This window comes from Hymenobacter sp. UV11, assembly GCF_004684095.1.
Taxonomy (GTDB): domain Bacteria; phylum Bacteroidota; class Bacteroidia; order Cytophagales; family Hymenobacteraceae; genus Hymenobacter.
The window spans coordinates 387,080-406,155 of record NZ_SRII01000006.1 but is presented as its reverse complement, the minus strand read 5'-3'; the positions used below and the strand labels follow the sequence as shown (position 1 = coordinate 406,155).

General features: G+C 61.3%; 19 protein-coding genes. 17 read left to right on the top strand and 2 right to left on the bottom strand.

Annotated elements, in window-relative coordinates; translation table 11 throughout:
- Positions 1-24 precede the first annotated feature (24 nt).
- The 16 genes from E4631_RS13740 to E4631_RS13675 all read left to right on the top strand — a co-directional run bounded on the left by E4631_RS13740 (position 25) and on the right by E4631_RS13675 (position 15,289).
- Positions 25-621 (top strand): Uma2 family endonuclease, encoded by a 597-nt coding sequence (locus tag E4631_RS13740; protein ID WP_133659274.1) that lies wholly within the window; start codon positions 25-27, stop codon positions 619-621.
- 76 nt (positions 622-697) lie between these two features.
- Positions 698-1,483 (top strand): S1/P1 nuclease, encoded by a 786-nt coding sequence (locus tag E4631_RS13735; protein WP_133659273.1) that lies wholly within the window; start codon positions 698-700, stop codon positions 1,481-1,483.
- Between the two features lie 325 nt (positions 1,484-1,808).
- Entirely contained in the window at positions 1,809-1,952 is a 144-nt protein-coding gene (locus E4631_RS25925; RefSeq protein ID WP_166648218.1) for a hypothetical protein, read from the top strand.
- Between the two features lie 82 nt (positions 1,953-2,034).
- Positions 2,035-2,181: a hypothetical protein gene (locus E4631_RS25920; protein WP_166648217.1), complete on the top strand. Its 147-nt coding sequence runs from the start codon at positions 2,035-2,037 to the stop codon at positions 2,179-2,181.
- Between the two features lie 132 nt (positions 2,182-2,313).
- Positions 2,314-3,069: an orotidine-5'-phosphate decarboxylase gene (gene pyrF / locus E4631_RS13730; protein WP_133659272.1), complete on the top strand. Its 756-nt coding sequence runs from the start codon at positions 2,314-2,316 to the stop codon at positions 3,067-3,069.
- A 133-nt stretch (positions 3,070-3,202) separates the two neighbouring features.
- Positions 3,203-3,832 carry an orotate phosphoribosyltransferase gene (gene pyrE, locus E4631_RS13725; RefSeq protein ID WP_133659271.1) on the top strand — a complete coding sequence of 210 codons (630 nt, stop codon included), beginning with the start codon at positions 3,203-3,205 and terminating at the stop codon, positions 3,830-3,832.
- 100 nt (positions 3,833-3,932) lie between these two features.
- Complete coding sequence (locus E4631_RS13720) at positions 3,933-6,986, top strand: AIR synthase-related protein (protein WP_133659270.1); 3,054 nt, start codon at positions 3,933-3,935, stop codon at positions 6,984-6,986.
- A 37-nt stretch (positions 6,987-7,023) separates the two neighbouring features.
- Positions 7,024-7,893 carry a phosphoribosylformylglycinamidine synthase subunit PurQ gene (locus E4631_RS13715; protein WP_133659269.1) on the top strand — a complete coding sequence of 290 codons (870 nt, stop codon included), beginning with the start codon at positions 7,024-7,026 and terminating at the stop codon, positions 7,891-7,893.
- A 10-nt stretch (positions 7,894-7,903) separates the two neighbouring features.
- Positions 7,904-8,827 carry a phosphoribosylaminoimidazolesuccinocarboxamide synthase gene (locus E4631_RS13710; RefSeq protein ID WP_133659268.1) on the top strand — a complete coding sequence of 308 codons (924 nt, stop codon included), beginning with the start codon at positions 7,904-7,906 and terminating at the stop codon, positions 8,825-8,827.
- Between the two features lie 39 nt (positions 8,828-8,866).
- Positions 8,867-9,226 carry a nuclear transport factor 2 family protein gene (locus tag E4631_RS13705; RefSeq protein ID WP_133659267.1) on the top strand — a complete coding sequence of 120 codons (360 nt, stop codon included), beginning with the start codon at positions 8,867-8,869 and terminating at the stop codon, positions 9,224-9,226.
- 4 nt (positions 9,227-9,230) lie between these two features.
- Positions 9,231-9,614, top strand: coding sequence for a nuclear transport factor 2 family protein (locus E4631_RS13700; protein WP_133659266.1), 384 nt, complete (start codon positions 9,231-9,233; stop codon positions 9,612-9,614).
- A 5-nt stretch (positions 9,615-9,619) separates the two neighbouring features.
- Positions 9,620-10,912, top strand: a complete 1,293-nt coding sequence (gene purD, locus E4631_RS13695) for a phosphoribosylamine--glycine ligase (RefSeq protein ID WP_133659265.1) — start codon at positions 9,620-9,622, stop codon at positions 10,910-10,912.
- The gene (gene purN, locus E4631_RS13690) at positions 10,902-11,564 is read left to right on the top strand and encodes a phosphoribosylglycinamide formyltransferase (protein WP_240734898.1); all 663 of its coding nucleotides are present in this window, start codon (positions 10,902-10,904) and stop codon (positions 11,562-11,564) included. Before purD ends, purN begins: the two co-directional genes overlap by 11 nt.
- Before the next feature lie 191 nt (positions 11,565-11,755).
- Entirely contained in the window at positions 11,756-13,252 is a 1,497-nt protein-coding gene (gene purF / locus E4631_RS13685) for an amidophosphoribosyltransferase (RefSeq protein ID WP_133659263.1), read from the top strand.
- Positions 13,253-13,452: 200 nt separating this feature from the next.
- Entirely contained in the window at positions 13,453-14,550 is a 1,098-nt protein-coding gene (locus tag E4631_RS13680; protein ID WP_133659262.1) for an AIR synthase-related protein, read from the top strand.
- A gap of 31 nt (positions 14,551-14,581) precedes the next feature.
- Positions 14,582-15,289: a DUF4240 domain-containing protein gene (locus tag E4631_RS13675; protein WP_133659261.1), complete on the top strand. Its 708-nt coding sequence runs from the start codon at positions 14,582-14,584 to the stop codon at positions 15,287-15,289.
- Positions 15,290-15,298: 9 nt separating this feature from the next.
- Here the strand turns inward: E4631_RS13675 and E4631_RS13670 are convergent, their stop codons facing one another.
- Positions 15,299-16,795 carry a nicotinate phosphoribosyltransferase gene (locus E4631_RS13670; RefSeq protein ID WP_133659260.1) on the bottom strand — a complete coding sequence of 499 codons (1,497 nt, stop codon included), beginning with the start codon at positions 16,793-16,795 and terminating at the stop codon, positions 15,299-15,301.
- Positions 16,796-16,917: 122 nt separating this feature from the next.
- On the opposite strand from E4631_RS13670, the gene E4631_RS13665 reads away from it, so the two are divergent.
- Entirely contained in the window at positions 16,918-17,604 is a 687-nt protein-coding gene (locus E4631_RS13665) for a DUF1345 domain-containing protein (protein WP_133659259.1), read from the top strand.
- 69 nt (positions 17,605-17,673) lie between these two features.
- Here the strand turns inward: E4631_RS13665 and E4631_RS13660 are convergent, their stop codons facing one another.
- Positions 17,674-18,582: a DUF72 domain-containing protein gene (locus tag E4631_RS13660; protein WP_133659258.1), complete on the bottom strand. Its 909-nt coding sequence runs from the start codon at positions 18,580-18,582 to the stop codon at positions 17,674-17,676.
- Positions 18,583-19,076: the final 494 nt, after the last annotated feature.

Here is a 19,076-nt window from a genome sequence, read left to right as displayed (position 1 = left end):
ACCAGTGCACCCACCCCTGGCGCCATGGAACCCATCACCCAGCTTTCGCAGCTCGACTTCAGCAAGACGTATACCTACGCCGATTATCTAACGTGGAAATTTGATAAGTTCGTGGAGCTTATCAAAGGCAAGGTGATGCAGCCGATGGCCGGCCCGAGCCGGCGGCACCAGCAGCTTTCAAATCGACTAGAATTTCTGATAGCCTCCTTTTTACGTAGCGGCAGTTGCGAAATGTACCACGCGCCGTTCGACGTGCGCCTGACCACGGGCGGGGCCAATGGCGACCAGCAGATTACGACCGTTGTGCAACCTGACATTTGCGTAGTGTGCGACCCAGCCAAGCTCGATGACCGGGGCTGCCTGGGCGCGCCCGACTGGATTATCGAAATCGTATCGCCCGGCAACACCGCCCGCGACACTAAAACCAAGTTCGACCTTTACGAGGAAAGCGGCGTGCGCGAGTACTGGATAGTATATCCGGGCCAGAATACAATAACAGCCTATGTGCTTGAGAGTGAGTGCTACCAACTGGCCGGCGAGTACATTGAGCCGGGCCTTATGCCGGTAGCCACGCTGCCCGGCCTGGCTCTCGAATGGGCCGAGATTTTTACCGAAGACTGAACTGCTGCGCCGTCTTCCTGCCTGCAACCCTGCGCCCGGCAGGCTGTCCTTGCCGGTCTTTTATTGCTGCTTATTCATGAAGAAAGTATTGTTTGCGCTGGCCCTGCTGGCCGCCCTACCCCTGCGCCTGTGGGCCTGGGGCGTCGAAGGCCACCGCGCCATCGGCATCATCGCCGAAAACCACCTCACTGAAAAGGCCCGCCGCCAGGTGGCCGCCCTGCTCGGCACGCAGTCGCTGGCCATGGTCAGCACCATCCCCGATGAGATGCGCTACCTGCCCGAGTATAAGGATACCGCGCCCTGGCACTACGTGAACACCGCCCTGGGCCTGGGCCACGACCAGTACCTGCAAACCGTGAAAGCGCAGACTACGCCCAACGCCTATAGTGCCTTATTACTGAAAATCAAAGAGATGAAGGACCCGGCCAAGACGCGCGAGCAGCGGGCCGAGGCCCTCGACTTTGTAGTGCACATCGTGGGCGATATTCACCAGCCCATGCACACCGGCCGCGCCGAGGACAAGGGCGGCAACGATATCAAAATGACCTACCGGGGTAAGGACACCAACCTGCACAGCCTCTGGGACAGCGGCCTGCTCGACTACCAGGGCCTCACCTACACCGAGATGGGCCAACAGTACAGCCCCGTGCCTACCCCCCTCGCCAAGACCTGGCAGGCCACGGCCGACCCCGCCGAGTGGCTCTTCGAGTCGTACACGCTGGCTACGCAGCTCTACGCCGACGCGGCCCAAAACCCCAACCCCGACTACCGTTACTACCCCGCCCACGCCGACCAGGTGAAGCAGCGCCTGCAGCAAGCCGGCTTGCGGCTGGCCGCCGTGCTCAACGAGGCGTTCAAGTAAGCCGCCCGGGCTCTGGTAGGCCCAAGCCTGCATAAAAAAAGCCCGCTGCTCCAGGTAGAAGCAGCGGGCTTTTTCATGCGCAATTTATTCAGCCTGAAGGGGTAGGCCGCCTGTACACTTGCGTCATAAACAGTCAAAGTTACACCAGGCTTACGGGTGGGGGCAAACCAGCGCGGGAGCGCAACTTTTTTTTAACTGGCTAAACCGGCGTAAAACCAGCCTAAAAACCTAGCTTACCGCAGAAAACGTTTTTTCTGAAAAAGGGGAAAAAGGTTTTTTGAAAAAGTTAAGGCGGCGCCCAAAAAGAAAGCGGTAATTTTGCACCGTGAACGCACTCAACCACCAGTTGATGATGCGCGGGACGACCAAACCGGCCATCCTGCGCGAGGACCGGAAGGCTGTGGCCGCCGTTTTTCAGTCGTTTGCTGCGTTGTTTCGTCCTGTTCGTTTCGCCGCCCCAAGTAGTTGAGGCGGTTTTTTTGTGCCTGGTCGGCGCGTTAAGGTTTGCAGGTTTTTTAGTTTTTCCTACTAATTCCTACTTATTCCCTTTCATGACTTCCACGAGGAATACGACGTGCAGCGTTGCCGGGGCAGCGATGGCCTGCGTGGCGCAGTTCATCCTGGGCCAAACGGACCCCCGCGAGTGCGTACCGTTCCGGATTAACCGCGAAAACGTAATCTACTCATTTAACAGTTAGCAGTTAACAGTTGCTGGTTATTGGTCTGGAGTTTTGGTGGTACTGCTTACCGATTCCACAGCCGATAATCAGCAGCTGTTACTCGTTATTGTTCAAGCTGTTGTCTGTTAAATGTTAATTGATAAATGTTAAATGAATAAGCTCCTCAACCGCGTGGCCCAGGCCAATACGCTGCTCTGCGTGGGCCTCGACCCCACTGGCTCCGACGAAGACGTGACGCGCCGCCTACCCCAGGTAATCGCCGAAACCGCGCCCTACGCCGCCGCCTTCAAGCCCAACCTGGCTTTTTTCCTGAGCCGGGGTAATGGCACGCAGCTCTTGCGCCAAGTGGTGGCGGCCGTGCCCGAGGGCATCCCGGTTATCCTGGATGGCAAGTTTGGCGACATCGCCAACACGGCCATGCACTACGCGCAGTTTGCCTACGACGTGGTGGGCGCCGATGCCGTGACGGTGAACCCCTACATGGGCGCCGATGCGGTGCTGCCCTTCTCCCGGCCCGGCAAGTTCATCTTCGCCCTGGCCAAGACCTCGAACCAATCGGCCGTGCAGGATGCGGTGTTACAGAGCGGCGAGTCCGTGAGCGACTTCACGGCCAAGATGTTGGCCGACCTCGACGCGGCTCACCACAGCATCGGCCTGGTGGCCGGCGCCACCGATGTGGCCGCGCTGGGCCGCCTGCGGCAGCTCTGCCCCAACCAGTGGTTTTTAGTGCCCGGCATCGGCGCGCAGGGCGGCGACCTAACCGCCGTGCTGGCCGCCGGGCTATTTGCTGATGGCACGGGGCTATTGATTAACGCTTCGCGCAGCATCTGGCAGGCGGAAGACGCCGGCGCGGCCGCACGGGAGCTGATGAATGAGATTAATGAGCACCGGCCGGTAACGGCTTAGTTAACAAATAATTGAAAAAGAACGTCATGCAGACCGCAGGGAAGCATCTCGCGTGCTGACGCAGGGTACTCACTCAACGAAGCACGCGAGATGCTTCCCTGCGGTCTGCATGACGTTCTTTTTATTCTATTAAATGGATACCCCAAACACCCTCACCCCCGGCCTACCCCCCGCCGAAGTCGCCAGAATCCTCGAAGCGCAGCTGCGCGCCGAAGGCGCACTGCTGAGCGGCCACTTCAAGCTGTCGTCGGGCCTGCACTCCGATACCTACGTGCAGTGCGCCCGCTTTTTGCGCAAGCCCGAGCTGGCCGCGCCCGCCATGGCCGAGCTGGCCAGCCGCCTGCGCAAGGCCGGTTTGGTACCCGATACGGTGGTGGGCCCGGCCATGGGCGGCGTGGTCGTGAGCTATGAATTAGCTCGGCAATTGGGCGTGCCGTCACTTTTTACGGAGCGCGATGCAAATGGCGAAATGATTTTGCGGCGTGGCTTCACCTTGACCCCCGGTGAGCGGGTAGTAATTGCCGAAGACGTAGTTACGACCGGCAAAAGCACCCTCGAAGTAGCACGGGTTTTGACCGAAATGGGGGTCGAAGTGCTGGCGGTAGTATCATTAATTGACCGCACCAATGGTGCCGCGCAGCTTCCGTTCCCGAACTTTGCGCTGTTGCCGGTGCAAGCGGCCGTATTTGCGGCCGATGCGGTGCCGGCACATCTGGCCGGGATTCCGGCCGTGAAGCCCGGCAGTCGGCCGGACTCGAAGTAGCGCGGACTTTCAGTCCGCGAGAAGGAAATTGAATGGGTCGCGGACTGAAAGTCCGCGCTACATAACGTTTAACGGGCGGCTCAAGGGTCGTCCTTCCCGTTTGGAAACCAACCAGCATTCCATCCTCCTTACCCTCCAACCCGGTCGGCACGACGGCGACGGCCAGCGCGTGGCCGCCGACGCGGCCCGCCACCTCGGCCTGACCACCGGCCAGGTGCGCAGCGCGGCGCTCTACGCCGTGCGCTACCCCGGCCTAAGCGCCGCGCAAGTGGCCGACTTTGCCGCCGCCTGCCTCCAGGACCCCGTGCTGCACACAGTGGCCATCAACGAGCTGGCCGCGCCGACTGGGTTCCAGAGCTACATCCTGGTGGCCAAGGGCCCCGGCGTGACGGATGACGAGGGCACTTCGGCCCAGAATGCGCTCGGCGACTTCCTCAACGAGCCCATCGACACACGCACCCAGCATATTTTCTCGAAGCGCCTCTACTGGGTCGAGCAGGCGCTGCCCGCCGCCGACCTGCGCCGCATAGCTGAGGAGCTGCTGGGCAACAAGCTGATTAACCGGTTTGAAGTAGGCGCCGTGGCCGACGGCCTGCGCGACTACACCCCGCGCCCCGGCGGCGGCGCCGACGCCCGCACAGAGACCATTGTGCTCAGTGGCCTGAGCGACGAGCAACTCTTGCAGCTCAGCAAGGACAACGTGTACGCCCTCAACCTGCCCGAAATGCAGGCCATCCGCGACCACTTCGACCAGGCTTCGCTGCGCGAGGAGCGGGTAGGACTTGGCCTGCCGGCCGACCCGACGGACTGCGAGCTCGAAATCCTGGCCCAAACCTGGTCGGAGCACTGCAAGCACAAGGAATTCAGCGCCGTTATCAAGTATAAAAACCTGGAAACGGGCGCGGAGGAAGAGATTGATGGCCTGTTCAAAACCTTTATCAAAGGCGCTACCAGTGAGGTAGATAGGCAGTTACGAGCCAACGGCAACGACTGGCTCATCAAGGTGTTTTCGGACAACGCCGGCGCGGTGCGCATCAATCCCGAGTCGCTGTTCGTGTGGAAGGTCGAAACGCACAACTCGCCCTCGGCCATCGACCCCTACGGCGGGGCCATCACGGGCATTCTGGGCAACAACCGCGACCCGCTGGCCACCGGTATCGGCGGCGCACGCTTGTTGTTCAATACCAACGTGTTGTGCTTTGGCAACCCTGATTACGACGGGCCGTTGCTGACCGGCCAGCTGCACCCGCGCCGCATTTTTGAGGGCGTGCGTAAGGGCATTGAAGATGGTGGCAATAAGTCGGGCGTGCCGACCGTGAACGGCGCCATCATTTTTGATGACCGCTACCGCGGCAAGCCGCTCGTGTACTGCGGGACCGGCGCCGTGATGCCCATGCAGCTGGCCGGCAAGGACAGCTGGGAAAAGGTGATTTTGCCCGGCGACCGCATCATCATGGCCGGCGGCCGTGTGGGCAAGGACGGCATCCACGGCGCCACGTTCAGCAGCATCGAGCTGGACGAAGCCGCGCCCGCCACGGCCGTGCAAATCGGCTCACCCATCACCCAAAAGCTGGCGATGGATTTCCTCATTCTCGCCACCCGGCGCGGCCTCATCCGGTGCAGCACCGACAACGGCGCGGGCGGCCTCTCGTCGAGCATCGGCGAGCTGGCGCTCATCCCCGGCGGCGCGGTGGTGGAGCTCGAAAAAGTGCCCCTCAAATATCCCGGCCTCAAGCCCTGGGAGATTTTCCTGAGCGAGTCGCAGGAGCGTTTTACGCTGGCCGTGGAGCCTGCCAAGCTCGACGAGCTGCTGGCCCTGGGCCGCGAAATGGAGGTCGAGCTGACCGATATTGGCTTCTTCAACGCCGAAGGTTCACTCGATGTTCTGTTTGATGGCAAGCCCATTGCCGGCCTTTCGCTGGAGTTTCTGCACGAGGGCGTGCCGCGCAAAACCCTGCTGGCCGAGTACGTAAAGCCAACCGCCCAGGAGCCCGCCCTACCCCCCGTTTTAGACTACAACGACGTGCTGCTGAAGCTGTTGGGTTCGCTCAATATCTGCTCGCGCGAGTCGGTTATCCGGCAGTACGACCACGAGGTGAAGGGCCGCACCATTGTGAAGCCCCTCATGGGGGCCACCGGCCAGGCCCCGCAGGACGCCGCCGTGGTGCGCTTCAACTTCGAGAGTTGGGAGGGGGTAGCCGTGAGCAACGGCATCCTGCCCCGAATGGGCGATTTGGACGCCTACCAGATGTCGGCCGGCTCGTTTGACGAGGCCGTGCGGCAGATTATCTCGGTGGGCGGCAAGCTGCCCAACCTCACGCCGGGCGACAATATCTTCTGGTCGGTGAATGATAATTTCTGCGTGCCCGACTCGGTCTACGACCCCGCCATTAACCCCGACGGCAAGCAGAAACTCGCCAAGCTGGTGCAGATGTGCCAGGCCCTGCGCGACGCCTGCGCCGCCTACTGCATCCCGCTCACCTCGGGCAAAGACTCGATGAAGAACGACTTCAAGGCCGACGGGGTGAAAATCTCGGTGCCGCCCACGGTCCTCTACTCGATGACGGCTAAGGTAGCCGATGTGCGCCAGGTAGTTACCTCTGATTTCAAGCAGGCCGACGACGTGATTTACCTCCTCGGCGAAACCTACGACGAGCTGGGCGGCTCGGAGTTCTACCAGCTCTACAACGAGCTGGGCGCCAACGTCCCCAAGGTTGATTTTGCCAAAGCCAAAGCCCTCTACACCTTGGTCGGCGAAGCCAACGACCAGCAGCTCATCCAAAGTAGCCACGACCTGAGCGACGGCGGCCTCGCCGTGACGCTGGCCGAGTGCACCTTCGGCCGCGACGGGCTAGGAGCGGAGCTGGACCTGAGCGGGCTACCCGCCGAATTGTCGGTGAACGCACTGTTATTCAGTGAGTCACACTCGCGTTTCGTAGTGAGTGTAGCGCCGGAGGATGTGCCAGCTTTCGAAAGTATTCTGAAGGACCGCGCCACCCGCCTGGGCCGCGTCACGGCCGATGGCCAGCTGCGCGTGCGCCACCAGGCTACCGAGCTACTGAGTCTGAATACCACCGACTTGCGCGCCGCCTGGACCAACGGCCCCGTCAACCAAACGATTGGCTTGGAGCCGGCAACCGCACTACATGCATAAGTATCAAGTGGCTAGTACGTTAGTAAGGTAAATAGCAATGGCAGAACACGAACAGGCAGCGCCCAAGGCGTTGATTTTGACCGGCTTCGGTATTAATTGCGAAGAGGAAATGGCCGCCGCCTATCGCTTGGCGGGCGGCGTGCCTACCATCGTGCACCTCAACGAGGTGCTGCACGGCCGGGTAAGCATCCACGACTTTGATATTCTGAATTTTCCGGGCGGTTTTTCGTTCGGCGACGACCTGGGTTCGGGCGTGGTGCTGGCCAACAAGCTGCGCTATCGCCAGACCGGCACCGACGGCCGCACGCTGCTCAGCGACATCCGCGAGTTTGTGGCCGCCGGCAAGTTCGTGCTCGGCATCTGCAACGGCTTTCAGGTGCTGGTGAAGCTGGGATTGCTGCCCAACCTAGGCGGCAATTTCGAGCCTGAAGTGACGCTGACGCACAATGCATCGGGCCGGTATGAAGACCGTTGGGTGCGCCTCGTGGTGAACCCGGTTGCTAATACGCCCTTCCTCAGTGGCCTGACTACCCTGGAAGTGCCCGTGCGCCACGGCGAAGGCCGCCTGGTAGTGCCCGATGCCGCCACCCGCGAGCGCATTGTGGCCCAGGGCCTTAACTGCCTGACCTATGCCGGCTACGACGACCTCGAAACCGGCACCTACCCCCTCAATCCCAACGGCGCGGACCTCAACTGCGCCGGCCTCACCGACCCCACGGGCCACATATTCGGCCTCATGCCGCACCCCGAAGCCTACCTGGCCGGCTGCAACCACCCCGACTGGGGCCTGAAAAAGCGTCGCGGCGAGCTGAAGGACGAGGGCGAGGGCCTGGCCATTTTCAAGAACATCGTTACGCATCTCCAACACCGGGCGCAGGAAGCTAGCGCATCCGTCACCCACGCCTAGGCTATTCGGTATGAACACGCTCCCGCATTTCGCTACCCCCCAGCTCCAGCTGTTGCACCGCGGCAAGGTCCGCGATAGCTTCCGCATCGACGACGAGACCCGTCTGATTGTCGTGACCGACCGCCTCTCGGCTTTCGACTCGGTGCTTGAAACCGCCATTCCCCACAAAGGGGCGGTGCTTAATGGGCTGGCCAACTTCTGGTTTGAGAAGACGGCCCACATCATCCCCAACCACGTGAAGGAGATGATTGATGCCAATGCCATGCTGGTGCAGGAGGCGCAACCCATTAAGGTGGAGATGGTTGTGCGCAACTACATCACCGGCTCGATGCTGCGCGGCTACCAGAGCGGCCAGCGCACGTTCTCGGGCGTGACTGTGCCCGACGGCCTCACCAAGCACCAGCAGTTCCCTACCCCCCTCGTGACGCCGACCACCAAGGAGGAGTCGGACCGCGAAATCACCCCCGAAAACCTCGTGAGCGAGGGCTGGGTGAGCCAGGAGCTGTATGATAAAATGGCCGAAAAGGCGCTGGAACTGTTCAAGGTTGGCTCCGATTTGCTGGCCTCGCAGGGCATCATCTTGGTCGATACTAAGTATGAGTTTGGCCTGCTGAGCGGCGAGCTGATTCTGATTGACGAAATCCACACGCCCGACTCGTCGCGCTTTTGGAGCGCCGCCGACTACTCCCAAAACCCCGAAAGTGCCGAGCAGATGGACAAGGAGTACATCCGCCAGTGGCTGATTGCCAATAAGAAAGACGGCGCCTACCCCCGCGCTCTCACCCCAGAAGTAACGCAGGAGGCTACCAACCGCTACCTCGACATTTACCAGCGCATCGTGGGCCACTCGCTGCCTACGGCCAACGAAACCGAGGATGTAACCGAACGCCTGACCCGTAACCTGGTGCGAGCCGGGCTGCTATCCGCCAGCTAAGTCGGCGCCATTCTACAGGTACTGCTAGCCCTTTTCCTTATGCAACCCGACCAAGCCACGATTTCCCTGCTGACCCGAATGTACCGGGGCTTCAATGCCCGCGACGCGGACGCGGTGCTTGCCGAGATGCAGCCCGATGTGGAGTGGCCTCAAGCCTTTCTGGGCGGCTACGTGCAAGGGCAGGTGGCCGTGCGCGCCTACTGGGCCAAGCAATGGAGCGAAATTGACCCGCACGTGAACCCCACCGGCTTCGAACTGCTGCCCGATGGCCGCACGGATGTGACGGTGCACCAGGTGGTGCGCGACCTCGAAGGCAAACTGCTGCTGGACACCGTAGTGCACCACGTCTACCAATTGCGCGACGGCCTGATTGCGCGCATGGATATTCAAACTACCTAATACCATGGACGCAACGCAAGCCAAGCTGCTGGTAGAGAAGTATATCGAAGCGTACAATCGCTTCGACGTGCCCGGCATGTTGGCTTGCTTGCAGCCCGACGTGCAGTTCGAGCACTCGACCAACGGCGACGTGACCGTACGGCTAGCCAGCAAGGAGGCCTTTGAAAGCCAGGCTATTCGGGCCGCCGCGTGGTTCTCGGAGCGTACCCAGCGCATCACGGCCTTGCGCTGGCTGGGCGAGCAGGCCGAGGCGGACATCGACTACTTCGCCGTTACGGCTACCGACCTGCCCAATGGCATCAAGGCCGGCACGACGCTAAGTTTCTCCGGGCAGTCTCGGTTTTCGTTTCGCGACGGATTAATCGCTTTTATTCAAGATTTTAGCTAAGTACTTTGAGCGGCAATTCCCCACAACTCGTCCTCCTCGGCTCCGGTGCCCGCGAGCATGCCCTGGCCATCAAGCTTCGCCAGGATGGCGCGACTGTGCACGTGCTGCCCGGCAACGCGGGTATTCCGGGCAGCGTGCCCGGCATCAGCGCCACCGACTTTCCGGCCATCAAAAATTTCTGCCACGAGCACGCGGTCAAGCTGATTGTGGTGGGGCCGGAGGCGCCGCTGGCGGCAGGGGTAGCCGATTATTTCCTCGATACCGACATCCGGGTCTTTGGCCCGCGCCGACAGGCGGCAACGCTCGAAAGCTCGAAGGTGTGGAGCAAGGACTTCATGCGCCGCCACGGCATTGCCACGGCCCGCGCCTGGAGCTACCGCAGCGACCAGTTTGCCGATGCCCACGCCCAGGCGGAGGAGCTAAATGGCCAGGTGGTAGTAAAATACGATGGCCTCGCCGCTGGCAAGGGCGTGTACGTGTGCAACTCAGTGGCCGAGGCAGCGCACGCGCTCACCGAGCTGCGCGAGCTGCACGACGGCTGGTTTAGCTTCCTGCTCGAAGAAAAGCTCACCGGCCCCGAAGTCAGCCTCATCGGCCTCACCGATGGCAACCGCATCCGGATGCTGGCCCCGGCCCAGGACCATAAGCAGCTGCTAGCCAACGACGAAGGCCCCAACACCGGCGGCATGGGCGCGTATTGCCCGGTGCCGTTTCTGGACGATAACTGGCTGGCCACTATCCGGCGCGACATCATCGACCCCACGCTGCGCGGCCTACAGGCCGAACCATTCGACTTCATCGGCTTCCTCTACTTCGGGGTGATGCTGACGCCCGACGGCCCCAAGCTGCTCGAATACAACGTGCGCCTCGGCGACCCCGAAGCAGAGGTGATTCTGCCCGCGCTGGAAAGCAGCCTGCTCGAACTCATTGTGGCTGCCCTCGATGGCAACCTGGCCCAGACCATTACGCGGCAGCGGCCCGGTGCCTTCGTGGGCCTGGTGCTGGCCTCGGGCGGCTACCCGGCGGCTGAGTTTCCGACGGGCTTCCCCATTCACGGCATTGGCAATCAAGGCCAGGGCACGCAGCTTTATTTGGGCGGTGTGAAGCCGGGCGAAACCGACGGCGAGCTGCTCACCAATGGCGGCCGGGTGGCGGTGCTGGTATCGCACGGCCCCGACCTGCCCACCGCCGTGCAGCTTGCCTACGCCGAAGCTGAGCTGGTGTATTTTCAGGATAAATACGTGCGCCCCGATATCGGCCAGCGCCCTACCCCCCTGCTCGAAACCAGTGCCTATTAAGGTGATGAACAGCGCATCCGAAACCACGCCGCGCCCCAACGCCTTGCCCCTGCCAGAGGGGGGTAGGGCGGCGCGTCTGGCCATCCTGCTTTCGGGGCGCGGGTCTAACATGCTGGCGCTGGCCGAAGCCGTGCGGGCCGGGGTACTGCGTGGGCTGGCTGAAGTGGCAGTAGTATTCAGCAACGACCCGGCCGCGCCCGGCCTGGATAGTGCGGCGGCATTGGGCCTGCCCACCGCCAGCCTATCGTCGAAAGGCCGCAAGCGGGAAGCATTTGACCTGGAAGTGGTTGATACACTGCGTGCTTATCGGCCCGACTACGTGGTGCTGGCCGGCTACATGCGGGTGCTGTCGCCCACCTTTGTGCGGGCCTTCGCGGGGCGCATCATCAACATTCACCCCGCCGATACGCACCAGCACCAAGGCCTGCACGCCTACGAGTGGGCCTTCGATAACCACCTAACAGAAACGAAGATTACCGTGCATTTGGTAGATGAAGGCCTGGACACGGGCCCGATTCTGGCGCAGCGGGTTGTAAATTTGGTAGGGGCTGATACCCTGGCCGAGGTGCAGCGCCGCGGTTTAGCCGTGGAGCACGTTTTATACGCTGAAACACTGGCTAGTCTGATTGAAAATACGATACCGTCATGCTGAGCAAAGCGGAGCGTAGTCGAAGCATCTTGGCCGCTTCGTTGCTGGCGTCAGAAATTACTTACCCGGTAGAGATGCTTCGACTTCGCTGCGCTCCGCTCAGCATGACGAATGTTATAGTTACCGCCTACCCCCTCCCTCTTTCCGACTACCTCCCAATTCATAATTCATAATTCTTAACTCCTAATTAAATTATGTGTGGTATCGTAGGTTTTCACGGCCCCGAGCGCGTGGTGGGCGATATGATTATCGGCCTCACCGCCCTTCAGCACCGGGGGCAGGATGCCGCCGGCATTGCCACGTTTGACGGCGACGCCTTTCACCTGCACAAGGGGCAGGGGCTGGTGAACGACGTGTTTCGGCCCAAAAACGTAAAGAAGCTGACCGGTAATACCGGCATCGGCCACGTGCGCTACACCACGCAGGGCGCGAATGATTCCGATTTGGCGCAGCCCTTCACCACGAGCTACCCCTTCGGGCTGGCGATGGTGCATAACGGCAACGTCATCAACTTCCGCGACGTGGCCAAGCTGCTGCACGAGAAGTACCACGTGCTGCCCAAGACGACCAACGACCTGGAACTCATCATGTATACCTTCGCATCGGAGCTGCGGGTGAAGGACCTGGACCGGATTTCGGTAATCGATATTTTCGATGCCGTGGAAACGACGCAGGAGCTGGTGAAGGGCGCTTACGCCACCGTCACCATCATTGCCGGGCACGGCCTGCTGGCCTTTACCGACCCGCTGGGCATCCGGCCGCTGGTGATGGGTAGGCGCGACACGCCCGAGGGCCCGGTGTACGCCTTCGCCTCCGAGAGCACCTGCTTCGACTACCTCGATTTTGAGTTTGTGGAGAATGTGGGCCCCGGCCAGGCAATTTTTATCGACCAGAATTTCCAGATTCACCGCAAAAACCAGCCTGCGCTGCCCAAAGCTTTCTGCGTGTTCGAGCAGATTTACTTCGCCCGCGAAGACTCCACTATCAACGGCCGGCTGGTAGCCCGCGAGCGCGTGCGCCTGGGTAAAATACTGGCCCGCAAGGTGGTAGATGCCGGCCTCAAGCCCGATATGGTTATTGATGTGCCGAGCAGCGGCTACTTTGCCGCCTCGGGCCTGGCCGAAGCCATCGGCGTGCCCTACCGCCGCGCCATGGTGAAGAACAACCACATGGGCCGCTCGTTTATCGTGCCTACCCAGGCCGGCCGCGAGGATGTGGTGAAGAAGAAGCTGAACCCCATCAAGGCCTTTGTGGAGGGTAAGAAAGTGGCCGTGGTGGACGACAGCATCGTGCGCGGCACCACGTCGCGCCGCATCGTGCGCCTGCTGCGCGAAGCCGGCGCGGCCGAGGTGTACTTCATTTCGAGCGCGCCGCCCATCGTGTCGCCCTGCATCTACGGCATCGACATGGCCATGAGTACTGAGCTGATTGCCGCCAACTACACGGAGGAGGAAATCTGTAGCTACATCGAGGCTGATAAGGTTATCTACCAGGACCTGAGGGATTTGGAAGACCTGTTTGCCGAGGAGCGCGGCCACGGCGGCTCGTGCTTCGCGTGCTTCACCGGCAAGTACCCCACCGGCGACGTGACCCGCTACCTGCGCCACGTGCAGGAGGAGCGCCAAAGCCACCGCATCGTGGATAAGGTTCCGTCGGTGAGCGCCAAGGCTCCGCTGCCGACGGAGCACTAGGTAGGGGGTAGGGTCGCCCTGACGTGGGCACCTCACGAAACCCCTTTGGGGCCGGCCCCCTTTCCGAAAAGGAGAGGGGGAGCCTGACGATTTCCCTTTTTATTTAGAAAGAATTACCATTAGTATCGCCAGTGCTTTCTCGGCTCCCCCTCTCCTTTTCGCAGAGAGGGCCGGGGGGTGAGGCGCCCCGCTCGCTCCGCATGAACAACGCCCAAACCCCTGACGCCGGCTACTCCATCGACCTCGGCAACGCCGCCTCTAAAAATGCCTACGGCTGGGCCAAAAAGACCTTCGCCACCCGCGCCGGCTTGCCCGGCGAGCCCGCCCAGGACCTCGATGGTGGCTTCTCGAACGAAATCCGCTTTGGCCAGGAGCGTCTGGGCATCAGCTCCGATGGCATAGGTACTAAAATCGAGTTGGCCGAGCGTCTCGACAAGTACGACACCCTGGGCTACGACCTGGTGGCCATGACTGCCGACGACCTCATCGCCGCCGGCTTCATACCTACCAACCTGTCGAATATTATCGACGTGAACACCCTCGACTACGATGTGGTGGACGAGCTGATGCGCGGCCTGCACGACGCCTGCCAGTTCTCTAAAATCGCCATCACGGGCGGCGAGATTGCCGAGTTGGGCAACCGCATCGGCGGCTTCCCCGGCGCGAAAATGAACTTCAACTGGGCTTCCACGGCCATCGGCGTGCTGCACCCCAGCCTGGAGCAGCCCCTGAGCGGCGCCACTGCCCAGGCCGGCGATGCGGTGGTGGCCCTGCGCTCACCCTCGTTCCGCTCCAACGGCTACTCGCTGGCTCGCAAGACGTTGCAGCGCCTCTTCGGCGACAACTGGCACGCTACCCCCTACGACGGCCCCGATGCCGACCAGTACCCCACCTGGGGCGACGCCCTGCTCGCGCCCTCGCTCATCTACGCGCCCGCCCTCACGGCGGTGCTCGATGCCGGCCTGCCCCTGCGCGGCGCGGCCCACATCACGGGCGGCGGCGTGGCCGACAACTTCCAGCGGGTGCTCAAAAACGGCCTCGGCGCGGTGCTCGACAACCTTTTCGCGCCCCTGCCCGCCATGCAGCGCCTCTGTGAAATCGGCGGCATCAGCCCCGAAACCGCCTACCTCTACTGGAACATGGGCAACGGCATGCTGCTCGTCACGGCCCCCGAAGCCGCCGAAGCCCTGGTGCAGCAGCTCGCCCAAAGCGGCTACCAGGCCCAAGTGGCCGGCTACCTCACCGCCGAGGCGGGCGTGACACTACGTGTGGCGGCGGGGGAGTTGAAGTATGCGTAGGCTATACTTGTGGTTATAAAAATGAACCACAATGACACGCTACTTTATCAACCAAGGAGGCGAAGCCAATAAGTTTTGGAACGTAGAAATTGAAGATGCGACATATACGGTTGCTTTCGGTAAAATCGGAACCCAAGGCCGGCAGAACAGCAAAAGTTTAGTTGACGCAGCTTCCTGTGAAGCAGAAGTAGCCAAGCTGATTGCAGATAAGATAAAGAAGGGCTACCAAGAAATTCAGGAAGGCGAAGCTGTGCCCCAAAAGGTAATAGCTGAGTACCGACCAATGGATGAGGACTTATTCTGGGAAATAATAGCGTCTTTCAATTGGAAAAAGCGTGGTGATGATGACGCTATTATGCTGACAGCGGAAGAAAGGCTTGCCACTCTGCCAGTAGAAGATATTTTTGCTTTCGACAATATATTGGCTGAAAAGCTATATCAACTGGATGGGCAGAAGTATGCAAACGCATGCTATCCAAAAAAGCAAACCCTGTCTAACGGCACGCCTTATATATCAGTTGACGATTTTCTGTACTGTCGTTGTTGCGTAATTATCAATGGCCGAAAGTTCTATGAGTTTACACTGGATTACCCGAAAAACTGGCCTGTAGACGGCACTTTTGAAAGTGTACTCTACCTAGCTCAGAAGGCTTATGAGCGCAAAACTGCTGACGAGGATTATCCTCACAGTTCAGAACCTTCTTTCGAAACGTACAGTAACAGAGCCGGATGGTTGTAAATAACTATTTTACGCTGGCCGCACCGGCCGCTTGTCCAGCATCAGCTGCGTGCGGAACTCGTGGAGCGACTGTTCCAGGCCCACCGGGTAGGTGTGCGGGTTGAGGTAGCGCCGAATGCTGGGGTCGAGGCTAGCCACTTCCTGGCGGGCGAAGGCGCGGTTTTCGGCCAGGGTGGGCAGGGGCTGCACGAGGCGGCCCTGGCGCAGCACCGGAGCCAGCAGGTCGCGGAAAGGTGCGCTGGGGTGCACGGGGCGGCGGCGCGTGGCATCGGCCGGGTCGATGATGGTCGGGGAAGGGGGTAGGGCCTCGGGGGCGGCGATGTTGTAAATCATATCGGCGCGGGGCTGGCCGGCCTCGCCCAGGTAGCGGCGCACCTGCAAGATGCCGGGGATGCTGGTTTTGGCCTGCTGCTCGGAGAGCTTGATGGTGAAATCCCAGCCCTGGCCGTCGGGCGTGCGCAGGGCAGCCAGCTTGTACACTCCGCCGAGGGCCGCCTGGTTGTAGGCCGTTACGAGCTGGGTGCCTACCCCCCAGGTGTCGATGCGGGCGCCCTGCTGCTTGAGGTTGAGGATGAGGTTTTCCTCCAGGTCGTTGCTGGCCACGATGCGCACGTTCGGCAGGCCAGCCGCGTCGAGCAGCTTGCGGGCTTCCTTTGATAAATAAGCCAGGTCGCCCGAGTCGAGGCGGATGCCGCCCAGCTCGTGGCCGTTCTGGCGCATTTCCAGCGCCACTTCGATGGCGTGGCGCACGCCGTCGAGCGTGTCGTAGGTATCGACCAGGAACACTGAGTCGTCGGGGAAGGCGTCGGCGTAGGCGCGGAAGGCTTCTTTTTCATCGGCAAACGTCATCACCCAGCTGTGGGCGTGGGTGCCGCGCACCGGGATGCCGTAGCGCTGGCCAGCCAGCGCGTTGCTGGTGGCATCGGCCCCGCCGAGGTAGGCGGCGCGGCTGGCCCCGAGGCCGCCATCGGGGCCCTGGGCGCGGCGCAGGCCAAACTCCAGCACGGTATCGGTGGGGCCGGCGGCGTCGCGCACGCGGGCGGCTTTGGTGGCGATGAGCGTCTGGAAATTGACGAGTGTGAGCAGCGCAGTTTCCACTAATTGGGCTTGCAGCAGCGGGCCCTGCACTCGCACCAGCGGCTCATTGCCGAAGACGACCGTGCCCTCGGCCACGGCGTCCACATCGCAGGTAAATTTCAAGTCCTTTAAATAGGTCAGAAATTCATCGGGGAAAAGCCTACCCCCCTTGCTGCCCTTGAGGCTGGCCAGGTAAGTGATATCATCGTCCGAGAAGCGCAGCGTTTCGAGGTAATCGACGGCTAGCGCCAAGCCCGCCGCCACGGCATAGCCGCCATTGAAGGGCGCCTTGCGGAAGTAAAGGTGAAACACCGCCTCGCGCTCGTGGAGGTTATTTTTCCAGTACCCATACGCCATCGTGAGCTGGTAGAGGTCGGTGAGCAGGGCCAGCGAGGGCCGGTAGAGGCCGGAGAGGGGCGCGTCGTTCATGGGGCAAAGCAAAGCCTGAAAAACCAAACTGTAGCCGGGCGCTAGCCTACGCGGCTGCATTCCGGCGATTTGGTGCGGAAAATCCTCATGCACGCCCCACGGCCGAGGCGCTACCTTGGGGCGTGAAAAAACCTGCTACCCCCCCGGCGCCGCTCCAGTGGCTTGTGCGTCTGCCAGCCACGCTGCGCATAACGGCCGGACTGGTAATCGGAGTGTTGGCCTGGGCCCTTAGCCCGGCGCACTACCACGTATTAAGCAGGCTGATTATTGGCTGGGATGCCTTTGGCCTCACAACGCTGGCGCTGCTGTGGGCCTCCATCTACACCGCCGATACGGATAGCATCCGGGCCACTGCCTCGTCCGAAGACCTGGGCCGGCTGCTGAGTTTCGTGTTTGTGCTGGTGGCGGCGGGGGCCAGCCTGCTGGCCGTGGTGCTGCTGCTGGGCAGCACGCACGGCCTACCCCCCGCCAAGATGGCGCTGCACATTGGCCTCAGCGGCGTGGCCGTGGCTACGTCGTGGCTGCTGGTGCACACGGTGTTCACGCTGCGCTACGCCCACATGTACTACGACGCCGGCCCCGAAGGCGATGACGTGGGTGGCCTCGACTTCCCCGGCGATGAGAAAGAGCCCGACTACCTCGACATCGCCTATTTCGCCTTCGTGGTGGGCATGACGGCCCAAACCGCCGACGTGGCCATCAGCGGCCGGGGCCTGCGCCGCCTGGCCCTGCTCCACGGCCTCATCTCCTTTGTGTTCAATACCGCCCTGGTCGCCCTGGTTATCAACGGCGTAGCCGGAATCCTGTAAAGTAGTGAACAGTGAGCAATGAACAGTGAGCAATTTGGTATTGCTTCCTAATTACTCACTGCTCACTACCTAAAACAGGCTGCCTTGCACCTGCTGGGGAATCAGTTTGGGCGGCGCTACCTCAATGCCCGTCAGCTCGCGCATGCGGGCCAGGAAGTGCTGGGCCCAAATGGGGGCGTGGCGCACATCTTTCTGGTGAATAAACACATAGGCCGTGTGCAGGCCCTGCGCGTACCACGTGGCCAGGCGCTCGGCCCAAGCGTCGGCGCGGGCGTAGTCGCTGGGCACGAGGCCGTGGCCGTTGAGGCGGAGGAAGGCGGTGGGGGTAGTAAGGCGCTGGGCCAGCACGTCGCGCCGGCCGGCCACGTCGGTGATAACCAGCGTTTTGTTGAGGGCTTCGAGCGTGGCAAAAACGGTGTCGGCCAGGGCCGTGTCCGAAAACCAGCGCGGGTGGCGCAGCTCCACGGCCAGGGGCACCTCGGCGGGCCAGTCGAGCAGGAAGCGCTCTAGCCGGGGCAGCAGCTCGGGGCCAAAGTGAGGTGGTAGCTGCAAAAAGCAGGTACCCAGGTTATTGCCCAGCTCCTGCACGGCGCGCGTGAAGCTCAGCGTGAGCGCGTCCGTGTTGTACAGCTCGCGCTCGTGGCTGATGCTGCGCGGCAGCTTGGGGCAAAACTTGAAATCCGGGCCCACGGCCTCGCGCCAGCGCCGCCCGGTGGGCGCGTCGGGGATGCGGTAGTGCGTGGTATTCAGCTCAATGGAGTTGAATTGCTGGGCGTAGTATTTCAGGAAATCCGGCTCCTTGGCGCCCTGTGGGAAGTAGGAGCCCAGCCACTCCTTATTGGTCCAGATGGGGCAGCCTACGTACAGGCGGGGGGGGGTAGGGGCCGGGGCACGGGCCAGCAGCCGCGCGGTGTCGGGGTGGTCGGGGGGCAGGCGAAAGTCAACGTAGCGCAGGTCGGGCAGGCGGCCAAAATCCATGTGGCGAAGGTACGGCGACGGGCGAACTTACAGGCGCGATAATGTACAACGGATTTAGCATTGCTACAAGCACCCCCCGGGCTTAAACCAAAGCTTTAAGCCAAAATTTTACACCCGCCGGATAATCGTATTTTTCAGCCTGTATTGTAAAAATACAAAATCTTGCCCTAAGGTGCCTTAACTAAACACAATTGCAGTTTGAACCCAGCCATTGCAACCAAATCAAATGCAAATTTTATGTAAAAAGTGCAATTAATAAATCCTGTTAAGCTGATTAGCAAGCGGCGGGTAGTCGTTTTGTGGAGGTGCGCCCTACATTCGGTCAGTTCACCATCTATCAAGGCGCATGACGCTTACGCGACCAACCTTTCCTACTTCTGCTTTTCTACTACACTGCTTTTGCTGGCTACTGTTAGGGGCCGGGCTAGTACTACCAGTTTCTGCACGCACCTCTCGTAGCCACGCGCTGCACCATAAGCATTCGCATCGGCGCG